This is a genomic window from Dysgonomonas reticulitermitis (assembly GCF_054601275.1).
In genome coordinates this window covers 1-14,804 of sequence record NZ_BAAHWU010000002.1, presented here as the reverse complement: position 1 = coordinate 14,804, position 14,804 = coordinate 1, and the positions used below count along the sequence as shown (strand labels likewise).

Here is a 14,804-nt window from a genome sequence, read left to right as displayed (position 1 = left end):
AACAATTATAAGATGAGAAAATTATTATTACAGGGAGCTCTGTTCTCCCTCTTAGCACTTGGCTTTACATCATGTGAATCTGATGACAATAATGAGCCATGGATAGAACCGGAAGTTACTACTACCGGAATTTATATCCTGAATAATGGAAACTGGGGAGATAATGATGCGAAACTTTCATACTACAATGTAGATACAAAAACTGTTACAGCAGATGTTTTTTATAATAAAAATGGCCAGATTCTTGGCGATCAGGGACAGGATATGACTATATACGGTTCTAAGATGTATATAACCGTAACTGGTTCAAATAAGATATTTATTACAGATCGTTCGGCTAAATTGTTAAAAACAATTGACCCGAAAAATGGAGATCAACCGATGGAGCCTCGTTTTACAAAAGCTTATAATGGAAAAGTATATGTAACTACGCAGAGTGGTTATGTATTACGTATAGATACTACATCGATGGCTGTTGATAATCAGGTAAAATCCGGTTCTTTTCCAGAACAGATGGTTATAGTTAATAATAATCTTTATGTTACCAATTCCAGAAATAAAAGTGATTCTATCTCGGTGATTAACTTGGCGACATTTACTAAAACCGGAAAAATAAAGGTAGGCATCAATCCGGATCTAATCGCCAATGATAAGTATAATAATATTTATGTTATTTCTAAAGGTGATTATGGTACAGTAAGACCTGTTTTACAAAAAATTAATCCGGAAACAAAGGCTGTATCTGTGATAGGAACAGATATTGCGACTCAAATGGCTGTAAGTGGAGATAAACTTCTCCTTAGTTATACCGATCCAACTGATTATTCATCTACTGTCGCGGCAAAGCTATATTACTATGATATTACTAAAGGTGAAGTTGTAAAACAAAGCTTTGTGACACCTCCATCGGCAACAGCTTTAGATAAGGCAAGTGTAATATCTGTCGATCCGGGCAATTCAGATATTTATATATCGACAACAGATTATGTGACAAAGGGATCGGTATACGTATTTTCTTCAAAAGGAGAATATAAAACCAAATTCAGCAGTGAAGGACTCAATCCAATGGGAGCTTTTTTCCTGACCGAAACGAAGTAAAACAACCATGGTAAGACTATATCTTTCTATTATTTTTATCCTGATATTGGCAGGCTGTAATAGTAAGCCTGCCAATCAGGACGGTAAGTCGGTAAAGGATAGTTATGAGATACACTATGCCAAGGGCTTTCAGGTAAAAAAGTTTACTGATTATACAGAAGTTTCGGTTGTAAATCCTTGGGATACAACCAAGCTTCTTCAAAAGTATATTTTGGTGAAAAAAGACAGGGAATTACCCGCTGATTTGCCTAAAGGTACAGTGGTTAGAGTACCTTTGAGTAACGTGGCGGCTTACAATGCAATCCATTGCTCTACATTGAAAGAGCTTGCTTCTATTGGTATTGTTAAAGGGGTCTGTGAGCCTCAATATATTAAAACAGAAGAGATAATTGAAGGTGTTAAGGCTGGGGCGATAACAGACTTGGGCATGGCAAGCAATCCCGATGTGGAAAAGATTATTATGTTATCTCCCGATGCAATTCTTACATCCCCAATCAGTGGACAGGCATATGGTAGTGTAACTAATACCAATATCCCCATCATAGAGACTCCCGATTATACAGAACCTCATCCATTGGGACGAGCCGAATGGATCCGTTTCTATTCACTTTTTATAGACAAGGAACAATTGGCGGATTCTCTTTTTAATATTACTGTGACTAATTACAATAATATAAAAAAGCTTGCATCTGAAGCATCAAAACGTCCGGCGGTATTCACCGATATGCGTTATATGGGAAGCTGGAATATGCCCGGAGGGAAAAGCTATATGGCTAATATGCTTGCCGATGGAGGAGGTGATTATTTGTGGGCCGATGATAATACGGCTACATTCCTTCCTCTTTCTTTCGAGGCTGTTCTTGATAGAGCCGGAGAAGCAGATGTTTGGTTGATCAGGTATTTTGCATCCGATGATATTACATACAATAGCTTGGAAAAGGAATATAAACCATATTCTTATTTCAGGGCTTTCAAAGAAAAGAATATATATGGATGTAATACGTCATATTCGACCTACTATGACGATCTGCCGATTCATCCCGATTATATATTGCAGGATTTTGCAAAAGTGTTCCATCCGGATCTTTTTCCCGATTATCAGTTGAAGTATTATAAGGCACTGGAATGATTGGCTAAAAATAAAAAGAGGCTGTATCAAAAGGGCTTTTACGCGTCATTGGTAGGGCGGTACACTTGCGAAGCTAAGGATAATATTTGATAAAAATCAAATAATTAGAATTCTAAGAAATTACTTATTATACGGATAAAGAATAACCCATTGTGATACATCTCTCTGATATACAAATGGGATATCTTTATTTTTATCATTGATATCTACAATATTATTTGAGCGATTTAATATAAAGAGAGTATTAGCCTTTAAATATATTGAATCCGAGACTTCATGATTAATCTGAGGTGTCACGCTTTTTGTGTGTCTCATGTATCGCCATAATGGATACTCCCATGTATCGCCGCCTATAATAAGACCTATATCAGTCGTGTTCGTTTTGGAAATGATGTAACATGCACTTGTGTAGTCTTGATATGTACCCGGATAATTATAGAATACCAATTCATCCCGGCTTGTATTCCAGAACATTTTATTTAAAGTCCATTCTTCAACTATTGGAATAGCTTGAAAAGATAACAAAGGTCGTGTTCTGTTAAAGAATAATGGCAATAAGGAGAAACCGCAAAGCATCAGCAAACAAAATGTTTTTAATTTCGTATATCTTATCCTGTTGAACATAAATGCGAAAAGAGGTGCAGATAATGCGAAAAGTGGAGTTTGTAATCGTGTTATCCATGGCTGCCACGGAATGCATAGTACGAACATGCCCCAACAAGCCAGAACTATTAATGAATACTGGACATATCTTTTCTTTTTTATATAAAAAACAGAAATAAAAGTAATAATAATAAAGATTGTATGAAACGTATTCTTCATAAAATCTTCATGAAAAAATGGCATTCCTCCACGTTCTTTTAGCCATTTATCCTTAGAATAGACATATATACTACCATAAGGATAAATATTTTCATCAACCTTAAATAATTGTTCATTGATTTCATTAGACTTAGGCACAGGGATAGAGATATTCACATATATATTTGAGAATAGGCTTATTAAAAAGGATTCGATTGAAGGTGAAGCCATTGTTTTATCAGAAGCTTCAATCGGGTTATTAAAAGTAACATAGTTCCTGATATAATGAGGTACATTCAACATTAAACAAATTATTGCCGCACATAATGCCCCGATTAACTTAGTTCGATATTGTCTTATACTCATTATAGCATATGCAACGACAAAAGCAAAAGCGATCGGATAAGCTGTTCCCTTTGTACAGATAGCTAAACCTAAAGCAATACCAAAATCAATACTATAGTGTAGTTTAGGCTCTTTCCGCCAAGCTAAAAACCTTTCGGCTAAACAAATAATCCATAATGTTTCCACTAAGTCGTTTTGAGTACTCGAAGCCTGTAATATTGCCATCGGTAAGGTGGCAAAAAAAAGAGCTGCAATTATTTGTGATTTTCTGTTTAAGCCAAAATCGGCTACTATTTTTGATATTCCTATAATGGCTCCTAAGAATGCAAACCACTGAGCAAGATTCATGAGCCAATCATCCCCGGACAATAGCCTACCGTGTAATATAACGATTTCTGAAAATGGAGCCGAGTATAATTGTCTGGGTATTGATGTATTATAATGACTCAAACTCATATTCTGAATCCAATGTTCAATCCTAGGTAAATGATATGTCATTGAGTCCCAATTGCTAGGAGGGTAGATAATCGCCAGAAAGAAAGTAGTTATTAACAAAATGCCAATAAAATAAAACTCCCAACACTTTAAGCAAGTTAATGATATTTTAGGTGTTGATAATGATTTGTTTTTGTATTTAGTAAAGAGAAAAGACAGTATGCCTACATCGTAAAATATCCATCCGCATATAACTCCGTTAAAATTTAGGATATTAAATAAGCTAAGAAACTCTGTTAATCCCCATATGAAAACACCTAAATAAAGAGCCGCTAAAATAAAAGATTCACGCCAATCTTTTTTATAACTGTATACAGCCAGATACATTATGAAAAAGTTGAAAACGCCAAATATAAAGACACTCAGGCTTGTCATTTTTGTAATTTTAGTTTGTTGTGGATAAACAAATTAGATTTTACCTCCAAAGATAGAGATATTTAAAGTTATGTAGAGGGTGTTCTACATAATAATGAACTTTGCCGCTTCTAAAGACAAATATAAGCCGCCTTAGTTAGCGACTTATATCAAATGTTTGTTTTTGTTGGGTGAAAGACGGGGTTCGAACCCGCGACCTTCGGAACCACAATCCGACGCTCTAACCAACTGAGCTACGATCACCATCTCGCAATTGCGGTGCAAATATAGGCAAAATTCTTATATTGACAAGATACGAACCGAAAAAACTTCAACTTTCTTGCATACCAAGTAATTTTTTGGAATTAATTGCTATTATTCATAATTCATAACTATTTTTGTCTCTTCAAATTAAACTAATCGATGAGTATTTTAAAGAACTATGCATTTACGCTAATTCTCCTTTGCGGCATTCTTATCGGAGGACTATGCGGAATTTTCTTTGGAGAGGCCACTGCCGTTGTGAAGCCTATAGGAAATCTCTTTCTTAATCTAATGTTTGCTCTCATAGTACCTCTTGTTTTATTGAGCGTTTCCTCGTCTATATACAACATGAGGAAATCCAATATGGTAGGCAAAGTAATAGGCAATATTATTTTCGTATTCATGCTCACTGCCATTATCGGCGCTATTGTTGCATATGTTTTCACATTGATATATAATCCCCTGGGTGGAATCGATAAGTCCGATCTGATGGCATCTTTGCCCGATCAATCCATCAAACAATTGTCTTCGGCCGAAGTCTTTGTCAATTTGTTTACAGTATCCGATTTTCATTTGCTTTTCACGAAGTCTAATCTGTTGCCATTAATCATATTTTCTACATTTCTGGGACTTGCTACTTCATATTCTAAAGAAAAAGGCAAGGTCGTTGCTGATTTTTTAAATTCGGGAGCTTCTGTTATTATGAAAATGATGGGAATTATTATGAAGGCTGCACCATTAGGGCTGGGATGTTATTTTGCCGATACGGTAGGTAGGCTGGGAGGACAAATATTGAATGGATACATGCATGTCTTTATTCTTTATCTTATCCTCACTGCTATTGCATTTTTCGGATTAAATTCCATATATGTCCTATTGGCGGGAGGGAAAAAAGGGTTTCTCGCTTTTTGGAAAAATATATTGACACCCTCGCTTACTGCTATAGCAACATCTTCCAGTGCGGCGTGTATCCCTGTGAATATTGAAGCATCGAAAAAGATGGGAATACCCGATAGTATTGCCGAGACAGTTATTCCCTTAGGTACTAATATTCATAAAGATGGTTCAGTAATGGCAGGTGTGCTGAAGATAATATTCCTGCTTACTATTTTCGGACAAGAGTTGACTACTTCTTCAAATATTTTTATGATTATTGGTGTAGCCTTGTTGGTAGGAGCAGTAATGGGCGCAATACCCAGCGGTGGAATGACGGGAGAATTATTAATTTGCTCTGTTTTTGGTTTTTCTCCTCAGCTTGCAGGAGCATTACTTATCATTAGTGCAATAGTGGATATTCCGGCTACACTGCTCAATTCAACCGGAAATGTTGTATGTGCGATGCTTGTAACACGGCTAACGGAAGGAAAAGATTGGGTTAAGAGACGGATTGTAACTGTAGAATCGGACTAATATTATTAAAAGATGAAAAGAACTGTATCTTTTGTACTCATTGCATTGGTATGTATCTGTTTTGTGAAGGCTCAGGATTTGACTGGGTTATATAAGCTGACAGATTCTGAAAATGTAAGTGTTAAAGCAAAATATTCTCCACTTATAGGCGTATCTGCCAGTAGGAGTAAGAGTGGAGGATCGAGCGTTCCCGGAACATATATTCAGGCAATACTCAGGGCCGGAGGAACTCCTGTAATTATTCCGGCGATGACGGATAGTAAAGTATTAAGGAATATTGTCAAGAATCTTGACGGACTTGTTATGACAGGTGGTGAAGATTTTAATCCATCATATTATAAAGAGGATGTTATTCCTGATATGAATGATATAGACTCTATACGGGATATCTACGATCTTGTTTTGTTGAAATTGGCTACAGACCGTAATATTCCGGTTTTGGGTATTTGCCGTGGCGAGCAAGCTATTAATGTTGCTTTTGGTGGTACGCTTTATCAGGATATACCTTCCCAGCATAAAGATAGCATAATCAAACACCGGCAAACAGAACCAAAAGAGCAAGGAACACACCTTGTGTCTATTGCAAGGGATTCGGAATTATTTAAAATATTAAATACAACGGAAGTTCTTGTTAATTCATTTCATCATCAGGGAGTAAAAGATGTTGCTCCTGATTTTAGGACTGTAGCATATGCTCCAGATGGAATAGTTGAAGCTATAGAAGCCTATCCAAATCGCACTATTTTGGGTGTACAGTGGCATCCGGAAGGACATATTGCAGGCGGAGATATAACTATGTTGAAAATATTTGATCATATTGTTAAGCAGGCAGGATTATATCATCGGGCTAAGGAGCTACACCAAAATATGTTATCTGTAGATACCCATTGCGATACTCCTTTAGAATTTAAAAAAGAAGGATTTGATATAGGTAGAAGGGAGAATAATCAGGTCAATATCCCTAAAATGGAGGAGGGCATGCTCGATGCGATATTCTTTGCAGCCTATACAGCACAAGGCCCAAGAGATGAAATTTCTTCACAAAAGATCGTGCAAAAAATAGATGGTTTGATAGATGGCATATATACTCAGGTAGAAAAAAACAAGGATGTTTGTGGCATTGCATACACCGCGGACGATCTTGTAAGGCTCAAAGCTGAAGGAAAGAAAGCTATATTCATAGGTATTGAAAATGGATATGGAATAGGTAAGGATATTGCCAACGTTGCCCGGTTTAAAGGCAGAGGTGTAAATTATATCACTTTATGCCATACCAAGCCGAATGATATATGTGACTCGTCTAGCGATCAGCCGGAATGGAACGGATTGAGCAGTTTTGGCAAGAAAGTGGTAAAGGAAATGAATCGCGTGGGTATTCTTGTCGATATATCACATGTGAGTGAGAAGACATTTTATGATGTGATTGCATTATCTACTCAACCTATCATTGCATCACATTCTTCTGTAAAGGCGCTGTGTGACCATGATCGCAATCTCACCGATAAACAACTACAGGCTTTAGCCAAAAACGGGGGTGTCGCGCAAATTTGCCTTGTCGACTTATTTATGAATAAAGATAAAAGCAAGGCTAGCCTGATGGATGCTATTGAACATATCGATCATGCAGTCAGAGTAGCAGGTATCGATCATGTAGGTATTGCGTCCGACTTTGATGGCGGTGGGGGCATTATCGGTTGTAATGGCAGCAACGATATGATCAATATAACAGTCAAGTTGTTAGAAAGAGGCTATTCGGATGAAGATATAGCAAAAATATGGGGGAAGAATTTTCTTCGCGTTTTATCCACAGTACAGGCTGCTGCAAAAAAATAAGAAGGTTTCAAAATTATATATTGAGAGGGTGAATCTATCGGTTTATCCTCTGTCTTTATGTGTAAATAAACTGAACAAAACCGGAATTAAGGTGTTAATAATTATAATAGTAGAGAACTAACATTTTGCAGAATAAAAAACCTTAAACCATGGAAGAGAAAAGAAAAAGAATGACAACCAATCAAGGTATTCCTGTAGATAATGATCAAGCATCTGTTACCACTCAAAATCCTCACTTAACACTTTTATCCGATACTCATTTGGTAGAGAAGTTATCACACTTCGATCGTGAGCGGATTCCGGAACGCGTTGTTCATGCAAAGGGAGCGGGTGCTCATGGATATTTTGAAGTGACGAATGACCTGACAAGATATACTCATGCTGCGTTTTTATCTCAGGTGGGAAAGAAAACGGAAGTATTTGTACGTTTCTCTACGGTAGGAGGCGGACGTGGTTCTGCGGATTCGGCAAGAGATCCTCGCGGATTTGCGGTTAAGTTTTATACAGAAGACGGAAACTATGATATGGTAGGGAATAATACCCCTGTATTTTTTATCCGTGATGCTATTAAATTCCCTGATTTTATTCATACTCAGAAAAAGAATCCGGCCTCTAATCTGGATGATGCGGATGCATTCTGGGATTTTATGTCTTTAACGCCCGAAAGTGTGCATCAGGCAACTATTTTATTTACCGATAGAGGTACGCCGTATTCCTATCGTCATATGCATGGCTTTACGAGCCACACTTATATGTGGTATAACGAAAAAGGGGAGCATTACTGGATCAAGTTACATTTCAAAACCGACCAGGGTGTGAAAAACCTGACACGACAAGAAGCAGCCGAGCTGGCGGGAACAGATCCCGATCATGCCACACGCGACTTATTTGATAGTATAAAGAGAGGTGAATTTCCGTCATGGAGCGTATACGTACAGATAATGAAACCCGAAGAAGCCGCTCAATATAAGTTTGATGCATTTGATGTAACAAAAGTTTGGTCTCAAAAGGATTATCCGTTAATCCCTGTTGGCAAGATGGTGTTGAACCGTAATCCTGAAAATTACTTTTCGGAAGTGGAACAAGCAGCGTTTTCACCGGGTAATCTCGTTCCGGGAATTGCCGTATCGCCGGATAAGATGCTTCAAGGCCGTGTATTCAGTTATCCGGACACACACCGTCATCGATTGGGAACTAATTTTGATATGATCCCGGTAAATGCCCCGAAAGCACAGGTGAACACATATCAGCGCGATGGTGCTATGAATATGCATAGTTATACCGGACCAAATTACTATCCGAATAGTTTTGATGGCCCTGCACCGGATAAAAAATATGCCGCGCCTCCGGTTGATGTTGCGGGAATGGCTGCACGCCATGAATATGTCGTGTCTGATGTCGATTATGTTCAGGCCGGAGATTTATACGGAAGGGTTTTATCCGATTACGACAAAACGAATCTGGTGGGTAATATTGTTGCTCATATAAAAAATGCTCATAAACGTATCCAACTTCGCCAGGCAGCTATATTTTACAAGGCTCATCCCGAATACGGTACAAGAGTTGCGGAAGGATTAGGGCTTGAAATTAACGAAGTGAAAAGATTGGCAGCTATGTCTCATGAAGAAAGAGTGAAAGCAACGGCTCTATAATTAATTTTTGGATATTAGTAGAAAAACCTTTCGATTTTCGTTCGAAAGGTTTTTCTTTGCATTTTATTTTAAGAATAATGACTGTTTTATACGAAGATAATCATATCATTATAGTCAATAAGACTGTATCGGAAATTGTACAGGGCGACAAGACAGGAGATAAGCCCCTTTCGGAGATTGTGAAGGAATATCTGAAAGAAAAATACAATAAACAAGGGAATGTATTCTGCGGTGTTACACACAGGCTCGATCGTCCCACAAGCGGTATCGTCGTGTTTGCCAAAACGAGCAAGGCTCTTGCCCGGCTGAATGATATGTTTAAGAATAAAGAAATAAGCAAAACGTATTGGGCTGTCGTAAAAGAAGCGCCAAAACAGGCAGAAGGAACATTGAAACATTACTTGGTGCGGAACGAAAAACAGAACAAGTCGTATGCCTATGACGCGGAGAAACCCAACTCTAAACTAGCTATTTTGCATTATAAGCTAATAGCCCGTTCCGATAAATATAATATGCTTGAAGTCGATTTGGAAACAGGTCGCCATCACCAGATACGTTGTCAATTAGCAAAAATAGGCTGTCCGGTTAAAGGAGATCTTAAATACGGGGCAGACCGTTCCAACCCTGATGGAGGTATCAGCCTGCATGCCCGTAAAATATCATTTATCCATCCTGTATCGAAAGAACCGGTAGAAATTATAGCTCCTGTGCCCGACGATAATTTATGGCGGGCTTTGGAGAAGGGTGCTATTTAGAACTTATAGCGGTTAATTTGCCTGTTATTATATCTGAAATATATGCTTTGAGCGAGGTATATTTAGGCGTTGTGCCCGATACTTCGTCTGCATAAATATATTCTGTCCCGTTTTTTGTCATGGTAAAAGTATAGCCATTTTTGGAAATACTTTTTTGGAGAATGGTTTCACTTATATTACCATCGCTGTCCACTACATAAAATATTTTTTTTATTACCGGTTTAGAAGCAAATTCTTCATACCGCTCATAGGCGACAATCTCCTTATCTTCGATTTTGAACTGGTCGAAACAAAACTGATCGGATATACTTGTCGATTCGAGTAATCCGTTTTTATAAGCTGTATATAGCTTTGTTTTCTGCAAATTGGCTTTACCTATCTGATTCAGTCCATAGTAACATTGTATTAGTTTTTCGTAGGAATAGTAGTCATCCGGAAAATAGGAGAGTAAATCATTATATGCATTGATTGCTTTTTGATACGAACCTTTATCATATTCCATTTTGCCTATATTGTAAAGCACTGTGACATAGAGTTCTTTGTCACTCGTGATTTTTGCTTTTGCTGTATAAAATTCATTTAAAGATTCATTCTCTTTGCCTTGAGTAGCATGTATAGTGGGAATCATAAAGAATGCTTTTTCCGAAGCCGGTTTCAGAAGAGTAGCCTTTTTATAATGGGATAGTGCTTCTTCATAATTTTCCTGTCCATAATATGAATCACCCAAAGCTGCATAATAATTGGCTTCTTCAGGAGCGAGTTCGATAGCCTTTTCAAGACTCGTTATGGCGTTATTATAGTCTCCATTAGCGTTGTAAAGCACACCTGTGACGAAATAAACCCTTGCATTGTTTATTTCTTTTGAGGTAGCCATATGTGCATATGTTAACCCACTCTGTATATCTCCCAGATTCATATAGGACTGGGCTATATACATTAAATCTTCTGAAGACAGTGTTTGGGAATTATTTGCATATAAATCTATAATTCCCTGATACTGATCATCTTCAAACATCTTTTTTATGTTTTGAGCTGATATGAACTGGATGCTTAACAAAGTCGCAGCAATAATAAAAATTATCTTTTTCATATGATAATAATTTTGATTTTAGTTGCCATATGGAACTCGCATGATTTTTATTATCATGGACTTTGGTGATTTGATAAAAATCATGCTTCGTTTCATATGTTTAAAGTTTATATTTTCCTAGAACCATTTTTGTTTTTTCATCCAGATATACGTAAATAATGCGATCAATGCAAGAATGATCCAGGCAAAGATATATCCGTAAGGCCATTCTGTTTCAGGCATGAATTTGAAATTCATTCCCCATACGCCTACCATGAAGGTTAAAGGGATAAACATAGTGGATACAATAGTAAGGCGTTTGATTATTTCGTTTAGCTTTAGATTATTATTGTTGTAATATAGATCGAGTAATGAACTTAACGATTCGTAAAATGAAGCCAGATCCCCAAGTGTTACACGCATCCGGTCGTCAAAGTCGTTGAAGTATACTATGTTTTCGTCTTTGATAAGCTTATTCGTATTGTGTAACAAATTAACATATTCTTCCCGCAACGATATAACCGATCTTTTTATATGAGTGTAGCTCACTCTGCTATTGTGGAGAAACTGGAGTATGTCTACTGAGGCTTTTCTTTGTATAAGATCTTCTTCTGTATCGGCCAACTGATCCTCTAATGACATTACGGTGTTGATATTGATGGTGTTGATTGCGCTCATCATAATGTAGAGCAGAAAGTCCACACTCTTTTGTCTGATCAGGATATTGTTATCTTCGATACTCTTTTCTATCTCGTTGAAAACCGGGATATCTTCCTCTTGCAGGCTGACTATGAAGTTTTTTCCCAAAATGAATGCTATTTGCATATCGTCTATATCACCTTCTTCGTTGATATAGAAAACCGGAGTCAGTATATAAGAAATACTATCATAAGTAACGGCTTTTACTACTTGTTGGTCTGCAAGTAAGTCTTTTACATCGAAGCCATGCAAACCGAGTTCGCGGTAAATTCTGTTTATTTGAACAACATCTGATATTCCTTTTATTTTGAACCAGTTTACTTTTGTCTTATCTATCTGATCATTTATTGAAAATTCTACGGGTAAAGTCTTTTTCCCGGTCTGTGTTTCATCAAACTGGATAAGTTCTACCGACATAGGAATATCCCGATCTCCAAAATATGTGGGTTTTGAAAGATAATTCCTATGAACCAATTTACTTTTTTTTGATATCCTTTTACTCATTCCCGGTATTAATTTATATCAAAAATAAGAATAAAATAGTATATTTGCCTACTTCATAGACAAAGTTTTGTGATATAACATATGAATGAAGTTTTAACTATACTCAAAAAGAAGAAAATGCAATTTTTCTTTCTTTTCTATATATTGATGTTATTGCCCATGTTTAGTCCTATGGCGCAGAATCTTACACTCTTGGATAAATTGGCTGTGTTTTTAGTTTGCGGTTTACTTTTCGCCGCTATATCCACCTTGTCTCTATTTATCAGTTCGAAAGCCGAAAAAATTATATATTCCATTCTTTTGGCTATTTCTATAATTCCGGGCGCTATTTATCTGGCTTATCTGCTCTTTGCTCATGTGTTGTTGGAACAAAATAGTGTTACCAGCCTGTTTGAAACTAATCCGGAAGAGAGTAAAGAGTTTGTTGCATATTATTTGAGTTTATGGGTTATTGCGGGGGTGATTTTATATGCAGCTATCCCGATTGTTATGATTTGTACGATGAAATCGTTCAAATCTCTGAGCATAAAGAAATATAAATTTATTTTTGTATTAAGCATTCTTATTATTGTATCGATTGTTGGCATAAACAGGGTATCGCGGTCTGTCTATTTTGTTAACTTCTACAAAACATTTATAAGCTATAAACTAAGAACTACTTACGAAAAGAAGGCGATAAAAGCACGCCAATGCGAAAATTATGAGGTTTCTATAATAAAACAGGATACAATACCTCACGTGATTGTTGTTGTGGTTGGTGAATCTCTGAATAAGCACCATATGTCTCTATATGGTTACTCCAGAGAAACCAATCCTTTGTTGTCTCAATTGGGAGATAGCTTGATGATTTATCAGGATATGGTTGCTCCTCAGGTACATACAATTCCGGTAATACGTTCAATATTGTCAATGTCTGATATAGATCATCCTGCAAATTTTACCCAAAAACCTTCACTTTACGAATTGTTTAACAGGGCCGGATATGGTACATATCTGATAACTAATCAGGAGTATAGCGAAGATTGTAAATCCAGCTATGATATACTTCTTACCTTGGCCAATAAAAAATATAATCTGTCTCAGTATAAACAACATGACGATATTGTGTTGCCTGTATTGGATACCATACTGAAAGAGCCGCAAAAAAATAAGCTTATTCTCATTCACCTGATAGGTAATCATATGGCATACGAGTTCAGGTATCCGAAAGAATTTATTGTTTTTAATAATAAAAAGGATGGCTTGGTGGCAGATGCTCCATACCGGGATGACAAAGCGAAGAAAGCAATAGACAAGTATGATAATTCGGTACTGTATAATGATTTCATCGTTAGTAGTATAATACAAGCTTTAAAAGATCTCCCCTGTCATGATGCGGCAATGGTCTATTTTTCCGATCATGGGGAAGAACTCTATGATTACAGGGAATTTGCAGGTCATGCGTATGAGAAAGTTTCTCCGGTTATGTGTGAAATACCTTTTATGGTTTGGATGTCTCCTGTATATCGGAGATTCCGTTCCGATTTGATATTTGATAAAAAGCGTAAGTACTCAACCGAAGATTTTATATATTCAATCTCCGATTTAGCCGGTATCAGCTATAAGGATTATGACGACGCCCGCAGCCTTTTTTCCGCCAATTTCAATTCGCGGGAACGTTATGTCGGAGAGAAAAAATATGAACATATCAAAGAGCGATTTGAGAATCAATAAATCATCTTATATCCTATTCCTCTGATGTTTATTATCTGGATTTTTGGATCTGGCGATAATATCTAACAGATAAGTGATTATATTCTTTGAAAAACAGGATTCTTGAAATTCCTCAAATATTTCATAACACCCTTATATAAGGAGATAGTCAATAAGAAATAAAAATAAGAAACTATATAATTTCAGATTAAAATGTAAATGTTTAATCGAAAGACCATCAATGATAAAAGATTGACGGCTTCCTTGTTCTTATATGATGCTATCATTCACTTAACTTAGCACTGAACGCTTATTATATAAATTATATTATTAAATTACCCAAATAAGTTATATCTTTGTAGTCTTACTGATTAAACAGAAAGACAATGGGACGTAAGGTAAAACAACTAAAGAATTACACTACCGAACAGGTAGAGGCGATCTTTGAAAGCGATGAAAATAATATTGTTGGAGTGAAGCTGTATGCCATTATTCAACTGACAAGAGGTTACAGTACCCGCAAGCTGGAAGAGTATTACAGGGTAACTCATAAGCAAATCTGCAATTGGGCAGACCTCTTCGACGGTGAAGGCATTGACGGGCTTCGCATGAAACAAGGCAGAGGCAGGCACCCGTTTATAACGGAGGAACAAAAAGAACAAGTGAAAAACGACTTATTGAAAAGTCCCGAAGAATTTGGGTAT

Annotated in this window: 11 protein-coding genes and 1 tRNA gene; 8 read left to right on the top strand and 4 right to left on the bottom strand. The window is 36.8% G+C overall.

The genetic code is table 11. The features are described 5' to 3' along the window. Positions 1-12: 12 nt before the first annotated feature. The gene (locus ACYPZI_RS01205) at positions 13-1,098 is read left to right on the top strand and encodes a YncE family protein (protein ID WP_459597811.1); all 1,086 of its coding nucleotides are present in this window, start codon (positions 13-15) and stop codon (positions 1,096-1,098) included. A gap of 7 nt (positions 1,099-1,105) precedes the next feature. Next, positions 1,106-2,227 carry an ABC transporter substrate-binding protein gene (locus tag ACYPZI_RS01200; RefSeq protein ID WP_459597809.1) on the top strand — a complete coding sequence of 374 codons (1,122 nt, stop codon included), beginning with the start codon at positions 1,106-1,108 and terminating at the stop codon, positions 2,225-2,227. Between the two features lie 120 nt (positions 2,228-2,347). Here the strand turns inward: ACYPZI_RS01200 and ACYPZI_RS01195 are convergent, their stop codons facing one another. After that, a complete protein-coding gene (locus tag ACYPZI_RS01195; protein ID WP_459597807.1) occupies positions 2,348-4,243 on the bottom strand; it encodes an ArnT family glycosyltransferase in 1,896 nt (631 codons plus the stop codon). A 168-nt stretch (positions 4,244-4,411) separates the two neighbouring features. Next, positions 4,412-4,487, bottom strand: a tRNA-His gene (locus ACYPZI_RS01190). A gap of 158 nt (positions 4,488-4,645) precedes the next feature. Between ACYPZI_RS01190 and ACYPZI_RS01185 the strand changes: the two genes are divergently transcribed. From ACYPZI_RS01185 to ACYPZI_RS01170, 4 genes are all read left to right on the top strand, one after another. Continuing rightward, the gene (locus ACYPZI_RS01185) at positions 4,646-5,896 is read left to right on the top strand and encodes a dicarboxylate/amino acid:cation symporter (protein WP_459597805.1); all 1,251 of its coding nucleotides are present in this window, start codon (positions 4,646-4,648) and stop codon (positions 5,894-5,896) included. Positions 5,897-5,908: 12 nt separating this feature from the next. Beyond that, positions 5,909-7,729: a membrane dipeptidase gene (locus ACYPZI_RS01180; RefSeq protein ID WP_459597803.1), complete on the top strand. Its 1,821-nt coding sequence runs from the start codon at positions 5,909-5,911 to the stop codon at positions 7,727-7,729. A 149-nt stretch (positions 7,730-7,878) separates the two neighbouring features. Next, positions 7,879-9,381 carry a catalase gene (locus tag ACYPZI_RS01175; protein WP_459597801.1) on the top strand — a complete coding sequence of 501 codons (1,503 nt, stop codon included), beginning with the start codon at positions 7,879-7,881 and terminating at the stop codon, positions 9,379-9,381. Positions 9,382-9,458: 77 nt separating this feature from the next. Next, complete coding sequence (locus tag ACYPZI_RS01170; protein WP_459597799.1) at positions 9,459-10,136, top strand: RluA family pseudouridine synthase; 678 nt, start codon at positions 9,459-9,461, stop codon at positions 10,134-10,136. Here ACYPZI_RS01170 and ACYPZI_RS01165 read toward each other — a convergent pair. Then, entirely contained in the window at positions 10,129-11,226 is a 1,098-nt protein-coding gene (locus ACYPZI_RS01165) for a tetratricopeptide repeat protein (RefSeq protein WP_459597797.1), read from the bottom strand. The two genes, ACYPZI_RS01170 and ACYPZI_RS01165, sit on opposite strands and share 8 nt — an antisense overlap. Positions 11,227-11,343: 117 nt before the next feature. Beyond that, positions 11,344-12,408, bottom strand: coding sequence for a CorA family divalent cation transporter (locus tag ACYPZI_RS01160; protein WP_459597795.1), 1,065 nt, complete (start codon positions 12,406-12,408; stop codon positions 11,344-11,346). 81 nt (positions 12,409-12,489) lie between these two features. Between ACYPZI_RS01160 and ACYPZI_RS01155 the strand changes: the two genes are divergently transcribed. After that, entirely contained in the window at positions 12,490-14,121 is a 1,632-nt protein-coding gene (locus tag ACYPZI_RS01155; RefSeq protein ID WP_459597793.1) for a sulfatase-like hydrolase/transferase, read from the top strand. Between the two features lie 365 nt (positions 14,122-14,486). Beyond that, positions 14,487-14,804, top strand: a 318-nt coding sequence (locus ACYPZI_RS01150; protein ID WP_459597791.1) for a COG3415 family protein, incomplete at its 3' end; no start/stop codon positions are given.